This is a genomic window from Halomicrobium urmianum, assembly GCF_020217425.1.
Taxonomy (GTDB): domain Archaea; phylum Halobacteriota; class Halobacteria; order Halobacteriales; family Haloarculaceae; genus Halomicrobium; species Halomicrobium urmianum.
In genome coordinates, this window is sequence record NZ_CP084091.1 from 315,529 (window position 1) to 334,782 (window position 19,254).

Genomic DNA, 19,254 nt, shown 5'->3' on the forward strand with positions numbered 1-19,254 from the left:
ACTATCAATTAAACGTTGGGTACTCACTCGCTAGAGTTTCTGTGGAGCGTGGCTGATTACCGGTCGTAAAAGCGATTGAATTAAGTAAGTGTCTGGCAGCGATAAGGACTGGATATGTCCAAGACTCCTCACTGTAGAGACACTCACAAAGATCGTGTCTGTCGAGATGAGGAAGTGAAGGCCGCGTATTTAACGTAGATTGGCGAACTGAGAGAATATCCTCTACTCGCTCTTCGAATTGTTGCTGGTCCCCCTGAAGAAATACTACTTGTCTCGAAGTCCTCAAGAATCGATATAAGCCCCTGCTGTACCGACCGGAGTGCTCTCTTGAATCCGGTGAAGGCGGCAGCATTGACGAACAAACGTCTGTTCCCAGACCAAGCTCGCGGCGGAAAGTGAGAGGGTGGATCCTGCGAGATTGATAAGAAGCGGTCAAGGCTATGGCCGAGGCCTCAGAGTCGTTCATACGGATCTCCGACCTCCAAGCCCGGGCCAGCGACCTCATCTCCACTGTCACCGGCGCTGAGGCCGGATACGTTACTTCCGGCGCCTCCGCCGGCCTTCTGCTGGCTGCGGCCGCCTGCATTGCCGGAGATGACTTGGATTCGATGTACCAACTACCGAATACCGAGGGACTGGCCGATGAGATACTCGTCCCCCGGACGCATCGCACCGGTTACGATCACGCATTCCGTGCCGCGGGTGCCACTCTTGTCGATATCGGAACGAACGACCCCTTCCTTGGTACCGGGTCGCAGAGCGTCGAACCTTGGGAGATTGCCGAGTCGATCACTGAAGACACGGCCGCGGTTGCTTACCTCCAGAAGGAGTATACCGACCCGCCGCTCCCGGAAGTAGTCGACATCGCACACGCTCACGATGTGCCCGTAATCGTCGACGCCGCCGCCGAAGTTCCGCCTGTCTCGAACTTCTCACGGTTCATCGACCAAGGAGCCGACCTAGTCGCGTTCAGTGGGGGGAAGGCAGTCCGTGGACCACAGACGACAGGGATCCTTGCCGGGCGGGCGGATCTCATCGAATCCGTGGCTCTCCAACAGTTGGATATGCACGCCGCAGACCCTGTGTGGGATCCGCCGACCGATCTCATCGACGTGGATCGATTCGACGGCGTCCCCCGGCAGGGTATCGGGCGGTCGCTGAAGGTCGGCAAAGAAGAACTCGCCGGCCTCATCACCGCACTCGATCTGTTCGTCGAGGAGGACCACGCCGCCCTCAGTGAGGAGTGGCTGGACCGGGCGACCCTGGTTGCTGATAGGCTTGCATCCGAATCCGCGCTGTCGACACGGACGACCGAGGCTGACAAGGTATCGATCGCCCCGGAGGTTGTCGTCACCCTCGACGAGGAGGAGGCCGACCTCACGACGACGGACCTCGTGCTCTCACTCCGGCGAGAGACCCGCGGGTCTTCGTCGGCGCCGACAGCCTTCCGGACGACGCATTCACCATCAACCCGATGTGTCTGACCGACGACCAGGCAACCTACGTTGTCGATCGTATCAGGTCGTATCTATGACCGATGTCCGCAGGTGGGGGAACAGCAGCGGGTCACCCTGAAACGCGAGCGAGTATGGAGGCCCAAAGCGTCGGTAGGGACTCCCATTCGGGGAACGCTTCGGGTGCCAATGAGGAGCGCAGTCAGTCGTAAACGCGACTGCACTTCCGTCGCCGTAGTCGCCGACAACAAGCAACGGATCGCCGCCCACTGTCGCCCACACCGTCGCGTCCTGATCGGCCTCGACCAGATTGTAACCCGGGATCGACGGCCACTTCGACGGAGGTGACCCGGGTAGGGCGTCTATCGGTCAAGGACACGGTCCGTGAGGTGCTTCCACCCGGTCGTCCGCGCGCCCCACTGTCACCGGGAGGACGTCGCCAACGGCGGTGAGTCCGTATCGCGCTGCACCATGCTTCCCAGCGAAGCTCATATACTCGCCGATCATTCCGAGCGCGCCGCCGTCAGCGACGTACTCGGCGAGGAGTTAACACTAGTCGACGCCGGTCTCGCCGGCGGCCACTCACGGAGTTATCTGGAGAGTGTCTGCGCCGACGTCGCTCAACAGGACTAAGTCGTACGCGGCTAGTCTCTCTACCGCCGAGGGAAACCAGTCATCGACGGCGTGGCACGGCACGAATTCGACAGCCGCTCCCGCAGATTCGAGCACGACGATCAGATACGCCCCCCGCTTCCTCGTAGCCGGCATCGCCCACCACGTTCCGTCCCTTGATCTCGAAAGCGAGTGAGACCCATGATTCGCCCACTAAGAGGACATCGTACTTGTTCATAGGGTGTCGAACTCCACGGCTGTCTTGATAACGTCGTCGCCGGTCTCGAACGCCCGGGATGCCTTCTCAGGTGGGTAAACACCCGTTATCAGATCATTGATGAACCACTCGGGGAACGTCGCAAGCGACTCCTTCGCCGACTCGAAGTGGTCGACGTGGGAGTTGACGCTCCCGAGGAGCATCTTGTTCTCCAACACCATCTCGCGGTGGAGTCGACCGCCGTCGACCTCGAACGCCCAATCCTCGGGGATGCCCAACAGTGCGGCGACGCCGTTCGGCGCCAGGGCGTCGATCGACTCAAAGGCGCGTGTTTGGCGTAGCCCGTCGCTTCGTAGACGAAATCGATGGGTTCGTGCGCCGCGGGCATCTCTGGAGGAGATGTCTCCCGGGCGTCGACGTATGTCGCGCCGAGCTGTTCGATGATGTCGATTGTTGGGTCTGGTCGATCGCGCCGGCCGAGGCAGTAGATCCGCTCGAAGGTGTCGTAGATTCCGCGGTTCTGTTCGAGTATCGCGAGCGTGAGTAGCCCGAGCGGGCCGTTCCCGAGTACGAACGCGAACTCCGGGGTCCACTGGAATGCCGACCGGCCGGCGAAGGCGTGTTCAATCGCCTTCTCGGAGTTGCTGATGGGCTCGATCAAGAAGCCGTACGTCGCAACATCATCCGGAACTGGAACAAGATACCGCTCGGGACTGGTGAAGTACTCGCTCATATAGCCGTGTGCGCCGGCGATACCGCGTTCGACGTAATCGCCTGCGGGTGCCATATCCGGCTCGTCGTTGTCGAAATAAATATTCGACCCGCTCGCGGGTGGCCGCCGGACCGTCGGGACAACAAGGTCCCCCTCCTCGAACCTGGTGGTGGTCGCGTCGGCGACCACGCCGACGGCTTCGTGGCCCAGGATCTGGTGGTCCGCACCCGCTGGGTAGCCGCCGTGGGACCCGCTGATGACTTCATGGTCGGTGCCGTCGATGCCGACGCGCAGAGTGCGGACAAGCGCCTCGCCGTCTTCGGGCGTCGGTTTCGGAACGTCGAGAAGCGTCGGTTCGGTTTCGTCGCTCCGGACTGCAACGGCCTTCATGGATCCGTTGTAGCGATCACTTCGATCTCAACGTCGATATCGATGGGGAGCTCGTCGACTTCGACTGCGCTGCGCGCGGGGTACGGGTTGCTCACGTACTCCGAGTACACTTCGTTGACGGCATCGTAGTTCGACATATCTGTGACGAACACAGTCGATTTCACTACTCCGTCAAGGGAACTCCCGCCGGCTTCGAGGACGGCACCGACGTTCTCCAACGTCCGGGCCGTCTGCTTCCGGATGTCGTCGCCGACGACTTCCCCGGAGTCAGGATCGACGGGCCCTTGCCCCGAGACGAAGATCCGGTTGCCGTCCCTAATTCCCTGCGAAAACGGGCCGATACTTGCAGGTGCCGCATCCGTGTGTATCTCTTCCATAGGTCGTTCGTACCCAAAACGTCCGGGGTTTAGTGGTTTTTCCCTCGGGACGAGGCGGGATGATCAATGCGTTACCGACTCGAGGCGTCGACGACGCACCGGAACCCGATATTCCCGGTCGAACTGTCGGGAGTGTTCTTTGAGTGCATGCCGAGGCGATACCGGTTGTACCACGATCGGTGACAGAGGTGCGACCCGCTGCGCATCACCCGTTCGCCCCTCCCCCGATTTGGGTTCGGTCAGATTGTCGTGGTCGTCGGTCGTGTGATAGTCGGGGCTGAACCAGCCAATGCGCCACTTCCAGACGTTCCCGACGACGTTGTAGACCTCGTAGTCGTTAGGATCGAACGCGTTGACCGGCGCAGTCTGTACGTGCCGTTCGCGCCGATATTGTACTCCGGAAACTCCTGCTCCCTCACCTGACAAGTGGTACACTGGAACTCACCGTCCGGTGTCAGCCGATCGCCCTACGGGAAACGCCGCTGTTCGTGACCGTCGCGGGCGACGTACTCCTACTCGGCTTCCGTCGGGAGGGGCTTGTCCGCACACTTGGCGTACGCGGCTGCATCGCGCTAGGAGACGTGTGTCACCGGATGTTTCAGAAGCTAACGTGACCGCTTTGTTCGTAAGCGGCATACTTCGACATAGAGCATCGTCGATTTCCCACTTCATCCTCCAAGTTCTAACGGTCGAAACCGACGCCGTCTAGTGATTCACCGGAGCCCACTGAAGTAGTCCGAGTTGAAACACTCCTCTTTGTTAGATCTACGACCACGCACACAACGCCCGGTTGGACAGCGGGCTCTACGGGCAGCGCTGGATGGCCGAGACCGCCTTCTCGGCCATTAACGCCGATACGGCTCCGCTGTCAGCCCACGCGCCTGGTACCGAGTATTTTGGGAACAGGTGCTCACCGCCGCCGTTTACAACCTCGAACGCTCGCTCACACAGTGACCGCTACACCGGATTCAACAAGGCAGTTGGGACCAAAGCGCGAGACAGGCAGGTTCCACCATTTGTCAATCATGTTGGCAAGAGCGATACTTAAAGGAGGTCCAGCATACCATCTTCGTGGTCGCACCCTATATATTATAACAGTGGTACCACTGTCATTATATAGGATGTTTGAATTATCTTTACGGGACCTGGGCCCCATAAGTAACGTTGCTTCGATCAAATCGGAGACTTCCATAAATACCGTGCGTCTATCTCAGGGCGAACTCTACGCTAGCACCCTCACACATGTTTTATATACGTGCGGGGACAGTCATCTATTCATGACGTGGCGATTCGTCGGTGCGAATTTCGATCAGATGCACATGAACACGAACCTCCAGTGGGTTCACGAACATCCAAACGCCGAGATAGTCGGCGTCTGTGACGAGACACCTGAGACCTCAACTGGGTCCCTTCCAGAGGCTGTCGAAACTCTGGATCTTTCGGACGACATCGTTTTCGAGGATCTCGACGAATGTCTAGAAACCGTTGATGCCGACGTGGTCATCGGTTGCCCTCGTAACTCACTCCACGCGGACTTCGTCGAGCGAGTTGCGCCCTATGGGATGCATGTTGTCGTCGAAAAACCGCTTTCCGTGACGTTAGCGGACGCTGATCGGATGCTCAATTCGATGGCAAATACAGACGGCAAGTTATTCATCAACTGGCCGGCAGCTTGGGATGCCGAACGACACACGCTTCGTCGACTTGTCTCCGACGGCGTCATCGGCGACGTCATCGAAGTCCAATACTACGGTGGCAATGCCGGTGCACCGCCTGACGACAGCTGGTTCTACGATTCGACCGACGGCGGTGGTTCCATGCTCGATTACCTCGGTTACGGGTCGACCTTCTCGACGTGGTTCCGTGACGGAGAACTTCCAGAAACCGTAATCGCCGAGTCATATACACCCGAGGATGGGCCAGTTGATGTCCAGAGCGCGACAATCTGCCGTTACGAGGATGGGCTGTCGACACTCCAGACTACGTGGCGGATGCTCACCAATCCATGGGAGGTACAGCCGACAAACAAGAAGGGATACGAAATTATTGGAACCGACGGCGCGATCTCGAACCGAACAGAGGGTGACCTGATTCAGGTGTCAACTGCTGACACACCTGAAGGGTACACCGTGACGGCTGATACTCTGGAACCGCAGTACAAGGACCTTGCACACTACGTGATTCACTGTCTCGAAAACGACAAGGATCCCGAAGGGCCACTCGATCCCGAGTTCTGTCGGGAGGCCCACCGGATCGTCGAGACAGCACGGCGCAGTGCGGAGGCCGGCGAGCGACTCGAACTAGTCGATTAAACGAGATTCGCTCCTAGTGCTACCGCACGAACAGGGATTTTGCGTCTGAGGCAAGTGGGGGGCAACTAAATATCCTTTTTCAGCCTCCGGGCGTGATAGTAGTCCCGTCTAGGTCAGAAAGAACCGAGAGCTACTGAACTCCCCTCTCTTGCTACTCTCGCGCAGGGATCGGAACGTACTTCTCCAGGTCAGCAGTTCGGGGGTCAACCTCATTTCCGGTTTCGGCTGCCTTGTAAGCGGCCATGCACAGGCGTAAGACTCTGAGTCCATCAGTGAGGTCGAGAGTCCCGTTCTCGCCGTTCCTGAAGGCGTCGACCGCGTCACGGTTCTCCGCGACGTAGCCGCCGTTGACGACCTCGGCGGCCGCAACGGGCATCCGACCGCTGGTGGCGTTTTGTTTCTCCGCCCAGCCCTCGCCGTTCGCGAGTTCGTCGGAAAAGAAGACGCTCGAGGAAGTTTCGTCGGAGAGTACCTGGCCCGAGTACTCCGGTCCGAGCAGTTCAATTGTCCGACGGACGCCTGAGCCAACGTAGCACCAAGACCCGGTCGCCTCAGAGATGACCGGACGTCCTTGTTCGTCTTCGTATTTGATTGTAGCGGACGCGTAGTCGTCGACAGGGTTCGTAGCGAAGTCGATGTCGTACGCGTCCTGGAGTTCCGCTGCGTAGGTGTCACGGTTCCACTTGAGTGTCTCAGTTTCTGCCGTAACTGAGACGGCTTCGAGGGGTGATCCGTTGGGGTCGGATAGTAACACTTCGTTGTTTACGAGAGCATGACAGAGCATATCTGTCAGCGCTCCACCGCCCTGCTTGCGACCATCCCAAAACCAGCCGGAATGCGGACCGCCGTGTTCCGCCTGAGAGCGCGCGATGTATGGACGACCGGCGTCCCGTCCACGTTCCCACAGCAGCGATTTCATGTCACCAATATCAGGTTCGTGAGGCCAGTTCTCCAGATAGGCGTGCGGGAGGTCAGCCCGCTCGACGAGATCGAGAATCCGCTGACCTTCAGCGACTGTTCTGGCGATGGGCTTCTCAACAGCGATGCCCTGCAGGTCGGCGCCGTCTTCGACGGCCTCGACGACGGTCTCCACTGCGGCGAGGCGCGTAAAATTCGGTGTCGTGATCCAGATTGCGTCGACATCGGGATCGGCAGCCAGTTCGGCGACTTCGCCCTCACCATACACCGAGGGCTTCGCTCCACTAGACTGTTCGCACTCGTCGGCAAGCGACGCTGCATTCTCCCGCGTTCGATTCTGGATGCCGGCAATCGTAGCATTAGGAATGTATTCGACACTAGGTGCGTGTGCTTCGCGGCTAATGAAACCGGCACCGACGAGTCCGATGCCGAAGCTTTCTGACGACATATATGCTACAAAGACACGGACAACAAAAAGACCATGGCCTCATTATGACTATCCGGTTACATCATATAGCACAACTGTACCTACCGATTTCAAGCTGATCGGTCTAGCCGGATCCGGCACGAGTTGTATGATAAATTATGTGAATGGGAAGGGTTTAATACCTATTCTACAATCGACTCAACGATGCGTTCAGATTCGTCCGATAGCTACCAGTTGTTCTGGGGAGACTTTCACAAGCACATGACCGGTCCGGGTGCGGACCGAACCGAACTCGATACTCTGCTACGGTACGCTAGTCAGCATCTCGATGTCTCCGTGGTACAGTGTTATCCGTTCAAGTGGTATCGCAAGGGCCGCGAGGGTGGTATTCGTGAGGAGTCAGTAGGTCCTGATCCGGAGTTCGAGTCGTGGTGGGACGATATCCAGGCTGCGTCAGAACGGAACAATCAGTCAGGAGAATTCGTCACGTTCCCGGCCTACGAATGGAACGGGAACCGCGGCCGATGGGGGGACCACAACGTCTACTACAAGGACGAGGGATATCCAATTGACCAGACACGTGATCTCCCCTCGCTTCTGGAGAACATGGCGTCCCGGGACGCACTTGTGTTGCCCCACCACACTGCCTATAACATCGGAAATCGCGGGAAAGATTGGGACGTCCATGACGAGGTGTTGTCTCCTTTGACCGAAGTGTACTCTAGTCACGGCTCCAGTGAGTCGATCGATTCCCCGGTTGCGATGGATGATAATCCTGATATGGGGCCCCGGACTTCCGGCGGCACATTCGTCGACGGTCTGGACCAAGGCCACCACGTTGGTGCCATCGCGTCCAACGATGGCCCAGGACTTCCAGGAACCTGGGGTAAAGGTGTCGCCGGTATCTGGGCGACCGAACTGACCCGCGAAGCCGTTTGGCAAGCGTTGCGGGACCGTCGCACCTACGGCGTCACCGGCGATCGGATTACGTTGTGGTGGTCGATCGACAGCCATCCACTTGGGTCACACATCACTGACGCTGTCGAGCGAAACGCTACTGTGGAAGTTGACTGTCCGCTCCCGCTCGACCGTATCGAACTCCTTCACAACGGCGATGTCGAGCATGTCTACACACACCAGGACGACACGCCAGTTGAGGAGTCAAATCGGTATCGGATGTTGATCGAGTTCGGCTGGGGACCGACTCCTGAGTACGGCGACTTCGACGAAACTACCTTCGACTGGTCCGGGACGATCAGTGCGACGAATGGCACGGTCACCGCAGTTCAGCCCCGTTTCAGTGGGTTCGGCCAAGAGTACGACTTCCGAAATGGCAAATGTGACTTCGATGTCGTCACGTCGCGAAACAACCAAAGCTATCTCCTTCCTGAAGGCAATGCTGATATGACCACGCAGGGTTTTATTGTTGAGGTGGACGGCAACGACGAGACTGTCGTCGTCATCGACGTCGAAGGCGAGCGATTGGAGGTCCCCCTCGAACGCGCCCAGCAAGAAAACCACTTGTTTGCGTTCGAGACGGAGTCCTGTAATCGTTTGGCGGCGGAGTTCGAACTTCAGGACGAAGACATCGCCAACCGGGATATCGTATATCATAACGCGCGGAAAGTCCGCGCCGGTCAGGCTCATCACGAGTCAGTCTGTCGGACGACAGTCGAGTTCGAGGACCTTCCCGCAAGCAGCGGTGAGGATTATTACTACGTTCGAGCCGCACAGCGTAACGGGCAGTATGCATGGGGATCACCAATCTGGATCGACGAGTGAACTGTCTCAACAGCGGTGTAACGGCCTCTATGTCCGGCCCATTTAAATAGACAGATGAACTAATCGTCTTCGACGATTGTTTCTTGACGCTGGCTATTGTCGTCGAGGGTGATTGATGATTGCTGCGTGCTAGATTGATAAATCCCGTCGATAACGCGTTGGACCTGCAGTGCTTCGTCGATCTGATTTACTTCTGGCCGTTCACCTGTGCGGATCCCCTCCAAAAACGCGGCGTCTTCCTCATATAGCTTGTTGGTGTCGCGTTCAGATCTGAGTGTCGTGTCTTGGTAGTGGTCATGATCCTTACTGCCAGTCTTATATACCTCGAGCGAATTCCCACGGAGATCCATACGAACACCGGCCTCCGTACCGCGAACGATGAACGTTTCGTCCGGGTTTCTGTTCGTCGCCCACGCGATCTCGAGTGATATCGTCAAGTCATCTTCACACCGTAGGAAGACTGTCGCCGAATCGTCGACATCGTTTGAACCATCGCTCGTGTCCCACTTCCCTGCCCAGTCGTCGGGGTCGTCATAATCGTCTCTCGTGATGAATGTACTTCGAGTTACACCTGTGATTTCCTTTACGTCCGGATAATCCGCTAGGTGCAGAGCGAAATCGATCGCGTGGACGCCAATATCGATGAGCGAACCGCCACCGGCTACCTCCTCGTTAGTAAACCACGATCCGAGTCCGGGAATTCCACGGCGACGGACATATGCACCTTCGATAGCGTTTATATCGCCCAGTTCACCGTCCTGCTGATAAGCCTTGAATAGAGATGCAGCTGGGCTAAAGCGATGTTTGAATCCAGCCATACAGAAAGCGTCTGAACGTTCGTCTGCGACGGCAATCCGCTCTGCCGAGTCAAGCGAATGTGCGAGCGGTTTCTCACACAAGACGGCGACACTGTCGTCGAGTGCCACCGTCGCAGCTGGTTCGTGAAACTTATTCGGTGTTGTAATCACCACGCCATCGAGATCGGTCGATTCAAACATCCGTTCATGATCGGCATATGTCGTTGCCTGGAACTTGTTCTCGAAAGCTCGTCTGGCGTCTGGATCGACGTCCGTTCCGGCGACGATGTCTGCGTCCAAATCCGACAGGTTTGCTGCGTGTCTCGTACCCATCAGACCGAGTCCAATGATACCGATAGTCGTACCTGTTTCTCGCATTATCGATAAACGATGACTATAGATCCATAAATCTGTTCCAAGGTGAAGATCTAGATAAACATAATAGTGTAGTCATATATTAAAGGGTAGACGTGAACGGATATTCTCATATATTATAAGGGATCTTATGGCCTAACTGCATAAAAAAGAGTTATTATACTATTGCCGTTATAAGAATTCTATTTTATCTGAGCACATTTGTCCGAAAATGTCAATGGCACCTCTCTCAAATGTCGTAATTATTCATACTGACGACACCGGCCGATATATCAGTCCGTACGGCTACGGAATCGACACACCGAACCTACAAAGCCTCGCTGACGATGGCATTTTGTTCCGAGAAACTCACTGCGCTGGCCCAACCTGTTCGCCAAGTCGAGGAGCACTGCTCACCGGTTCGAGTCCCCATTCCAACGGCCTCATCGGTCTTGCGCATCGGGGATTTGAGATGGACAGTTACGAGCGTCACCTGTCGAACTTTCTCTCAGAACAGGGATTTGAAACAGTACTCGTCGGTCAACAACACGAGGTCGCGAGGGACGTAAGTGAGAGCAATCCAGAGAAGTCGATCCTTGGCTATGATCGTGTCCTGCCCGTCGACGAGTCCGCAATCGACGATGTTCCGATTGATCATGACCACACCCACCACGACTTTTCAGCCACTGCAGCGGCCACCGAGTACATCCGTGAAGTAGGTTCCATGAAAGATCCGGATCCTTTTTTCTTATCAATAGGATTTGATAACACGCATAAACCGCTTCCCCTTGATCAGAATCTCGTCGATCCCGATTCCGTGGCCCCACCGGATCCACTACCGGACGTTCCGCCAATTCGGGACGAGATGGCCGGGTATCACGCCGCAATCCGGAGTGTCGATACCTGCGTTGGGGACATTATCACAACGCTCGAATTGACGGGCTTACTTGATAAGACTCTTGTCATATTCACAACGGACCACGGTATTCCCTTCCCGCTGATGAAGTGTAATCTGAATGACTCTGGCACTGGCGTCTCGCTGATAGCACGCTTTCCAGAACGGGCCGATGTCACGCAACCTGCTACTATCGACGAGCTCGTATCCCAACTTGACCTATTCCCAACGTTGTGCGAATACTTAGGGCTCGATATTCCAGAATGGGTTGAGGGGTACTCGCTGCTCCCACTTCTGCGCGGGGAAGTAGATTCGATCCGCGACGAGGTCTTTAGCGAAGTGACGTATCACGCAGCATACGAACCGAAACGGTCCATTCGAACAGAACGCTACCGCTACGTGCAGCGGTTCGACGAAGAGTACGACAGACACGTCGCCCCCAATACGGATGCCGGTCCATCGAAAGAGTTCTTTATAGACCTCGGTTACTTTGATCGAGAGCCCCCGAAGGAAGCATTATATGACCTCTATATCGATCCGAACGAGAGTCATAATCTGATAGATGACCCAGAGTACGAATCAGTCCGCAAAGACCTCCGGGATCGACTTTGGGACTGGATGGAACGGACAGAAGACCCTCTTCTGGAGGGGCCAGTATCGAAACCCGATGGCGCTGTCGCTGACAGACGAGATGCGCTCCATCCCGATGCGGGAGAGTTCGAAGACCCTCATGCACGATAATTCATAAGTGAGCTAGTCGGGTACGCGATCATTTCCTTCTTACGACACTATCTCCGGATAGGTTCGATCATTCCTTCATTGTACCAATTTGATATAGTTGCAATATATAGAATAATCATGATTTATGGACGACAACTGCGTGACAAACAAATTTGATCAGATGCCCCTTCTCAACGGTGTGTCGATAATCTCTAAATACGGTTGAACATACGTGAAGGACCGACTATAACCTGTGCACAAGTAATTCAGGCTGGACCTCCCAGCAGGGGTCGTGAGGTGCCAGTTTTTCGGGCCGCCACTGTAGCAGAATCTCTGGACATTACAGGTGTTACGCCGGGGTGGAAAACCGTCTCGCTTGTACTCTCTGAATTGACGCTGTTCGGCCGCTTCAAGACTGTATTGAATCGCTATACTGCGGTGGTATTCACTGTTTCACCGCTCACTTGATGTTATAGACGACACACATGGGGCATTTCTCGAGGCTCACGGAACCAGGTTCGCGCTCGCACGGCGAAGCCAAGTGAGCGCTTGATAGCCGAGTTCACGGCCTCGGTCATAGAGCGCTGATTGTAGCGTCGTTCGTCGATTCTAGCGTTGTGCGCGTAGTCGTAGGGCGCGAAGATGCGATGTTTGATCAGCGGTCTGATCCCGAGTTCACGTGTGCCTTGCGGAGTGACTGCTTGTTGTAGCCCTGTCAGCGGCCAGAGACCGCAGATCGCCCGCATTACGGCGGGCGATCTGCTCGGCGAGATCTGCGTCACTTCCTTCCCGGGTCGTCAAACAGTGAACGTCGAGGACTGCTTGAGAGCCTTTATCGACGAGTTTCGTGACCTTTAGCTTCTGGACGCGGTAGTTTGTCCGCTGGCAGTAGTGGCGGCTTGCAGCTGAGCGTTCGTAGAAGGTGGCGTCGATCGCGCCGTGTTCAGAGGGATCGTGCAGCTACGCCGACTGGCGCAGCAGCGCTCGACAGACGCTCATACTGATCCGGTTGAACGCCTTACACAACGTAAATGCTGAGGGGCATCTGCTTGAGCAAGTCAATCATCATTCGGTAGAATGCATCGAGGTAAATCCGTAGACAGTGCAGGGAGACAAGGGCATAGTCGGCGAATCCGCCGCCCCGGAAGGTGGCGGCGGATTCGTTTCCATGGCTAGTAACGCTTTGAGCGACCGGTAGGACGTCCCCACTGAAGCGGGAGATCTGGGTCACAGGCAACCGAGATCACCCACTTCAACTCTTGGTTTACTGACCTGTTCCGCTGCCGTCTAGTGATTCAACACAGCCTTCTCAAGCGAGTTCTTCACTCTCATAATGAGAGAGTCCTCAAGCATACTCTGGCGGAACACACCTTGTCGTATAGCGATCTATGGTTCAAACGTGAATAACTGCACTGAGCAGTTCTTACAGACGAGTGCGATGAGTGGGTCGCCATCGGGGCCTATTTGGGGCGGACCACAGCAGCCTCCAGCCGGTTCCTCGACGACTTCGGTTCCACAGGCTGGACAGGATTGGCTAAACATCGTGAGTAGATGTGCCGCCTCGGCCCGTCGTTCTGGTTCAAGGGAAGTATCTTGGAGCAGTTCGGCTGCTGCAGTTTCCGAGATAGCGACCGGTGGTGACAGCCACGATTCCTGTTTCAGGTCGTCTGATTTATTCGATAGTACGATGTACGTATTGTCGTTTACCTTTGATACAGTAGACTCGGTCGCGCCCGGAATCGCGTCTCTGAGCCGCTGGCCTATCCGGTCTGTCGAAACGTCACGAAGTGAGTGCATTCGAGCGGTCCAGCGCGACTTGAACTCATCTGTGAGTAGTAGTTCCTCTTCGTTCGATGTAATAACTTGTTCTTGGATCAAATCCCTCATCAGTTGTTCCCCAGATTTGGAATTTCTGTACACTAATGAATCACTCTTCTGCACGTCTTTATCGAATAGATCCCACGGCAGACGATTAACTAATTGCGGCGCAAAGGTTGGCGTGTACGGGACGAGGTATCCCTTGAATAGAATTATAACTCCTCCAGAGATGGTAGTGATAACGCCGCCAAGTACGGAGAAGTACGAAATCAGTGTACTAACGACAATCAAGAGTGATACGTTGGTCAAAAGACAGGGAACACACTGATTTTCGTCAAACAAAGTGATTCCAGTTCTGTTCGCTTTCGACTGAGGCATATCGTAGTTCACTCGAATGGAATCATTGAATCTTTCGGCCAGTCGTGGCACTGTTCAGATAAGGATGAAGCCGCTGATGAAGCTCAGTATCCACCTTCATGCGGCAGGACTATCGCTTTCAGTACTGTTCATGTTCTCGATAGTTTCGGTGTCAGACGCGCTCGTTCTACCATTCATAACTGGATACAGAAAGTCGATCTACAACTTCACGACGGCAAGAGTCCAAATCACGTTGCGGTTGATGAAACCGTGATTCAACTCAACGATCAACGATTCTGGCTGTACACCGCCGTCAACCCCGAAACGAACGAGCTCCTGCATGTGCGGCTGTTTCCGACACGAACTATTGTCCTGACAAAACAGTTTCCGCAGGGACTCCAAGAGAAACATGATGTCGCCGATGCCATGTTTCTCGTCGATGGCGCCCTGTGGTTGCAGCCTGCGCTGTTCGAGGAAAACCTCGGATTTCAGCATGTTACCCATGGAAATCGGAATCCCGTTGAACGTATTTTCAAACTGGCAAAACTGCGGACGAGGCAGTTTGCAAATCATTTCCGCAACGCCCAGTAGAATCCGCCGAAACGTGGCTTCAAACCTTTGCATTTGCGTGGAATTAGCTAATCTCAACAATGCCAGTCGCCATAGATGATAAAACAAGCCAACGAAAGATTCGACTCTGTCCTCAGACATTTGGCCAGAATTGCTCTGTTGAATCCGCAGACAGCGCGGGGACCGGGGCTGAATACACGGTCATCAGATCCAGTAGTGACGGATTCTCACACGCGGACTTCGAACGATGGGGTGGTTCGGCTCTGGTGAATCGCTAGACGGCGTCGGCTTCGACCGTCAGAACGAGGAAAGTGAAGCGGGAAACCGTCGATGCCTATGTCGAAAATTTCCCGCTTCACGAGCAAAGTCGTTCAGTTAGCTAAAAATGCTGTTGGTGGGCGAGGCGAAGTCGCCGCCCCCGAAGGGGGTGGCGGCTTCGCCGAGTATGCGGTAGTGTCGCTGCACTGTCTGCGGGTTTACCTGGAAAAATCCTACCGAGAAGCACTCGATTTGCTGAGTGAGATGCCACAAATACTCGGGGAGATCGGCCTCAACGCGGCCGATCTTCCCGACCACTCCACGCTAGTCAAGTGGTTTGACAGAATCAAGACAGCGCTCTGGCGAGTACTGCTGCGCCTCTCGGCGCAGCTGCACGAGCCAAGCGGTCACGCCGCCATCGACGCGACGTTCTTCGACCGCGAAACCGCCAGCAAACACTACTGCCGCCGGACGAATTACCGCGTCCAGACGCTCAAAGCGACTGCGCTCGTCGACACAGAAAGCCACGCGATTCTGGACGTTCACTGTACGACCGAGAAACGCCACGACACACAGCTCGGCTGGCAGGTCGCCCGCCGCAACGCGGGCGACCTGGCCAGCCTCGCTGCAGACAAAGGCTACGACTGGATGGAATTACGCGAGAAACTCCGCGATGAGGGCGTGAGACCACTGATCAAACACCGCGAGTTCCGGCCCATCGATCACGCGCACAACGCGCGGATCGATGGGCCTCGCTACCGCCAACGATCGACGTGTGAAACCGTCTTCTCGACGATCAAGCGCACGCTCGGCGACGCCGTGCGTGCGCGAGCGTGGTTTCGGGAGTTCCGCGAAATCGTCCTGAAATGTGTCGTTCACAACATCAAGCGAGCCGTGACACCGTGAAATCAAGCTACGTCTGGCGATTCACCACGGCCGGTGGTTCTGGAGAGCGAAAGCCAATTCCGACCAGCCAGCTGTTGCTGACTCCTGCTCAAACGCTGGATGCTAGTCCGACGATCCCGCCGCCGTCATCGGATTCAATAGAGCAGCCAGAATAATACACATCTGGTTATATATGGAGATATATGGTATCGAAGTAATATACTGAGGGTGGTAGGTTCGCCGTTTTGTCGCTTCTTTGGTTGTAATTGCTGTTTGTGACACTTCTATGTGTGTTTAATCCGAACATCAGTCGTCGATTTCTGTGCGCTACGGCCAGTTTGAGACCGCCGCCAGGCTTGAACTATTTATTACCCGTCAACGTGAAGCAGCAAAGGATGAGCAGGTAGCCTTGTGGTTAACAGGGACACGTTAGGCCATCCGTTTCTTGCCATCAAAACTACTCTCTTACTAGTATTACTACTATTGTTAGCCTATTATATTTCTGGATTAATATGGAATTATATTTTACTATACACTATATGAATATGATTATGGTGGTAGATGTGAAAGATATTCGCATATCGTATGTAGATGTGACTGATTTCGGGCCTCATTTTATAGAGGTCCTTTATATTTAGTTTAACTAAGATAGAACTGATTTGTGCTGAAGAGAGACCTCCTGTCTACAGGAAATATTATGTATTTTCGTTCTATATTGGGAGTAGCATGGGCCTTGACGAAATTGAGAGCGTCCTTGAAGAGTACGGTTTGTCTCCATACCAGGCCAACGCCTATCTCACTATTCTAGAACTTCGCGATGCCTCTGCTTCCGAGATCAACGAAGCGTCTAACGTACCACAACCTCGCATCTACGATATCCTTGAAACTTTAGATGAGAAAGGACTCGTAGAAACCTACGAAAAGGAGTCTCTGAGAGCACGTATCATTGATCCAACTGAGTTTACGTCTCAGCTGGAAGAAAAAGCCGATAACTTCGTCGAATCTGCTGAATTGATTAATGACTATTGGGAGAAGTCACCCCTAGAAAAGCATTCATTCGAAATATATAGTGATTTCACTAAAGTAATCAACTATGCGGATGAAGATATTCGGCAGGCAAACGAGAGCATCCACTTAGCGATCTCGGCATCAAATTTTCTTCAAGTGCGCGATGCGCTCACAGATGTGGTTGCGAACGGTATTATAGTGAATGTTTCTGCTTACGTCAGTGAAGAATCAGAGACGGGAATTGAAGACTTGGCTCCATACTTACGAGAGACGACATCAGAAGCTCGATATCGCAGGGACCCTGCGCCGTTTCTGGCGCTAGTTGACGCTCATAAGGCATATTTTGGGGTCTCGCGACCTCGTACTGGATATGGAATGTTCGTTCAAGATCAAGCGCTTTCAACGATGCTCTACCGGTATTTTCAGGATACTCTCTGGAGACGTTGGGATATAATTCACGAGCGAAGTACGGGAGATCTACCGAAGGAGTACGCCAGTATAAGACAGTGTATTCGTGAATTGCAACCGTACTCTGACAAGGAAAACCCACTTTGGGTGTCAGTCGACGGGTACGAGACTGAAACCGGCCGTGAAACACATGTGGAGGGGTTTATTACTGACATTTTCCCGGATACAGACGATGACGTTACACTAAAAGAGGCTGATCAGGTCTTTCTGGTCGTTGAATCCGAATCTGAGTCATATACGATCGGTGGATTTGGGGCTCTTGTCGAAGATGTCCGTGCGACCAGAATCCAGATCTCAAACGTTGAACCACTCACTGACAAGAGTACTTAAACCCCCCAACTGTTTCGAACGGTGATTGTAAGGGGATTTATTGTATAGCCAGTTAGTGATTGATTCGGGATCAAGATGAATAATAAACAATCTTCATCGAACAGGTCGGTCAACCGGCGTCGGTTCGTTAAAGCGGCTGGTGCCGCGGGAACTGTTGCCCTCGCAGGTTGTAGCGGCAACGGGGACGGCGGCGACGGCGGTGGTGGCGACGACGGTACTGATGACAATGATAGAGGTGGTAACGACGGCGGTGATACTACCGGGACTCCGGGGCAGGAAACCATTACGCTTGATTGGGCTGCGGATCCACGGATTGAACAGAACAAAGATGTCGTCCTAAGCGAACTACGGAACGCGGGTCTTCCGGAGCATATTGAACTCAACATTATTGCTGGTTCGAGTGTTACCGATCAGCGCCAGGACCAGTACACTCAGTGGCTCAACTCTCAACGAAGCAAGCCCGACCTCCTGATGATGGACGGTGGCTGGACAATTCCGTTTATCGTCCGAGATCAGGTCGAGAACCTAGAAAACCATCTGTCGAGTGACCACATCGATACGGTCAACGAAGAATACTTCGATTCCGCAGTGTCAACATCGAAGAGTCAAGATGGCAAACTGCACGCCATCCCTATGTGGGTTGGCTTGCCGGGCATGGGCTACCGCAAGGACCTAGTTAAGGAAGCTGGATACGATCCAGACGGCGAAAACTGGGCGACTGAAGGCATTACCTGGGAGAAGTTCTCCAAAGTCGTGAGTGAAGTCAAGGAGAGTAACGACGGAATCGAGTACGGATACACTTTCCAGGCAGCCGACTACGAGGGACTGTCATGCTGTAACTTCAACGAGTTCCTGTCCTCTTGGGGCGGTGCGTACTTCGGTGGGAACCTGTTCGGCCCGATTGGTGACCGCCCGATTACCGTTAACGAGGAACCGGTTCTGAACTCCATCAGAATGATTCGCACGTTTATTCATGGAGAGGACGATTCAGAAGCCCTTGACGGTTATGCCGGCAATATTGCCCCGGAGGCTGTCCTCCAGTGGAACGAACAGAACTCTGCGGATCCCTTCTTGAACGGCAACGCCGTCGCTAACCGGAACTGGCCCTCTTACATCAAGGACGCTTCCGAGGAACTTGGTGATTCACTTGGATTCATGCCAATCCCACATGCGGTCTCGGCAGACGAGGCTAAATACGACGGTCGTGGCGGACCAGTGGGTGCACTCGGCGGCTGGAACATGACGATGAACCCCTATTCCGAGAAGAAGGAAGCTGCTACGGAATTCATTAAAGCGACGATGGCCGACAGCTTCCACCTCGAGGCTGTGTTCAAGGGCGTTGGTCAAATCCCGCCGAAGCCGTCCGTGCTCAGCTCGGAAGGAGCGTCAGAGGTTCCAGAGATAGGTAGATTCATGGACACGTTCCGCGTCATCGGCGAAAATGCCGTTCCCCGGCCAGTTACTGCAGTCTGGCCGCAGCAGTCCTCAGAGATCTCCGGCGAGGTCAATACTACTCTCGGTCAATCGAAATCCCCCGAGGACGCGATGTCCGATCTCGAGTCCTCGCTCAAGCAGATCGAAGAGAGCGTTTGA

At 54.7% G+C, this 19,254-nt stretch carries 12 protein-coding genes and 6 pseudogenes; 9 read left to right on the forward strand and 9 right to left on the reverse strand.

Translation table 11 applies throughout. The features are described 5' to 3' along the window. Positions 1-4: 4 nt before the first annotated feature. Positions 5-505 (reverse strand): DUF7260 family protein, encoded by a 501-nt coding sequence (locus LCY71_RS21850; protein ID WP_444542728.1) that lies wholly within the window; start codon positions 503-505, stop codon positions 5-7. Here LCY71_RS21850 and LCY71_RS18435 point away from each other — a divergent pair. Continuing rightward, positions 426-1,534 (forward strand): annotated as a pseudogene (locus tag LCY71_RS18435) (aminotransferase class V-fold PLP-dependent enzyme); the annotation flags it as partial. The gene LCY71_RS21850 and the pseudogene LCY71_RS18435 overlap by 80 nt on opposite strands. Here the strand turns inward: LCY71_RS18435 and LCY71_RS18440 are convergent. The 4 genes and pseudogenes from LCY71_RS18440 to LCY71_RS21925 form a co-directional block, all read right to left on the reverse strand. Continuing rightward, a pseudogene (locus LCY71_RS18440) lies at positions 1,518-2,222 on the reverse strand (glutamine amidotransferase). The pseudogenes LCY71_RS18435 and LCY71_RS18440 sit on opposite strands and share 17 nt — an antisense overlap. A 78-nt stretch (positions 2,223-2,300) precedes the next feature. Further along, a pseudogene (locus LCY71_RS18445) lies at positions 2,301-3,385 on the reverse strand (glucose 1-dehydrogenase). Beyond that, entirely contained in the window at positions 3,382-3,762 is a 381-nt protein-coding gene (locus tag LCY71_RS18450) for a Rid family detoxifying hydrolase (protein ID WP_225336036.1), read from the reverse strand. The pseudogene LCY71_RS18445 and the gene LCY71_RS18450 overlap by 4 nt, the downstream one beginning before the upstream one ends. Positions 3,763-3,825: 63 nt before the next feature. After that, positions 3,826-4,197, reverse strand: coding sequence for an SUMF1/EgtB/PvdO family nonheme iron enzyme (locus LCY71_RS21925; RefSeq protein WP_505706969.1), 372 nt, complete (start codon positions 4,195-4,197; stop codon positions 3,826-3,828). Positions 4,198-4,528: 331 nt separating this feature from the next. On the opposite strand from LCY71_RS21925, the pseudogene LCY71_RS18460 reads away from it, so the two are divergent. Both LCY71_RS18460 and LCY71_RS18465 read left to right on the forward strand, forming a co-directional pair. Further along, positions 4,529-4,716: pseudogene (locus LCY71_RS18460) on the forward strand (IS5/IS1182 family transposase); the annotation flags it as partial. Between the two features lie 323 nt (positions 4,717-5,039). Next, a complete protein-coding gene (locus LCY71_RS18465; protein ID WP_225336037.1) occupies positions 5,040-6,074 on the forward strand; it encodes a Gfo/Idh/MocA family protein in 1,035 nt (344 codons plus the stop codon). A 151-nt stretch (positions 6,075-6,225) separates the two neighbouring features. Here the strand turns inward: LCY71_RS18465 and LCY71_RS18470 are convergent, their stop codons facing one another. Beyond that, on the reverse strand, positions 6,226-7,440 hold the full coding sequence (locus tag LCY71_RS18470) for a Gfo/Idh/MocA family protein (RefSeq protein ID WP_225336038.1): 1,215 nt from the start codon (positions 7,438-7,440) through the stop codon (positions 6,226-6,228). Positions 7,441-7,623: 183 nt separating this feature from the next. On the opposite strand from LCY71_RS18470, the gene LCY71_RS18475 reads away from it, so the two are divergent. Further along, positions 7,624-9,201, forward strand: a complete 1,578-nt coding sequence (locus LCY71_RS18475; RefSeq protein WP_225336039.1) for a DUF3604 domain-containing protein — start codon at positions 7,624-7,626, stop codon at positions 9,199-9,201. Between the two features lie 59 nt (positions 9,202-9,260). Here the strand turns inward: LCY71_RS18475 and LCY71_RS18480 are convergent, their stop codons facing one another. Next, on the reverse strand, positions 9,261-10,376 hold the full coding sequence (locus LCY71_RS18480) for a Gfo/Idh/MocA family protein (RefSeq protein ID WP_225336040.1): 1,116 nt from the start codon (positions 10,374-10,376) through the stop codon (positions 9,261-9,263). A 214-nt stretch (positions 10,377-10,590) separates the two neighbouring features. Here LCY71_RS18480 and LCY71_RS18485 point away from each other — a divergent pair, with 214 nt between their 5' ends. Then, a complete protein-coding gene (locus tag LCY71_RS18485) occupies positions 10,591-11,988 on the forward strand; it encodes a sulfatase family protein (protein ID WP_225336041.1) in 1,398 nt (465 codons plus the stop codon). A gap of 439 nt (positions 11,989-12,427) precedes the next feature. On the opposite strand, the pseudogene LCY71_RS18490 reads toward LCY71_RS18485, so the two are convergent. Then, positions 12,428-13,198, reverse strand: a pseudogene (locus LCY71_RS18490) (IS5 family transposase). A gap of 155 nt (positions 13,199-13,353) precedes the next feature. Beyond that, positions 13,354-14,214 (reverse strand): DUF8054 domain-containing protein, encoded by an 861-nt coding sequence (locus LCY71_RS18495; RefSeq protein WP_225336042.1) that lies wholly within the window; start codon positions 14,212-14,214, stop codon positions 13,354-13,356. Between the two features lie 22 nt (positions 14,215-14,236). Between LCY71_RS18495 and LCY71_RS18500 the strand changes: the two are divergent. The 4 genes and pseudogenes from LCY71_RS18500 to LCY71_RS18515 form a co-directional block, all read left to right on the forward strand. Further along, positions 14,237-14,780, forward strand: a pseudogene (locus tag LCY71_RS18500) (IS6 family transposase); the annotation flags it as partial. A gap of 268 nt (positions 14,781-15,048) precedes the next feature. Then, positions 15,049-15,876, forward strand: a complete 828-nt coding sequence (locus LCY71_RS18505; RefSeq protein WP_225336043.1) for an IS5 family transposase — start codon at positions 15,049-15,051, stop codon at positions 15,874-15,876. 705 nt (positions 15,877-16,581) lie between these two features. Then, entirely contained in the window at positions 16,582-17,661 is a 1,080-nt protein-coding gene (locus tag LCY71_RS18510) for a TrmB family transcriptional regulator (protein ID WP_225336044.1), read from the forward strand. A 75-nt stretch (positions 17,662-17,736) separates the two neighbouring features. Continuing rightward, positions 17,737-19,254, forward strand: a complete 1,518-nt coding sequence (locus LCY71_RS18515) for a substrate-binding domain-containing protein (RefSeq protein WP_225336045.1) — start codon at positions 17,737-17,739, stop codon at positions 19,252-19,254.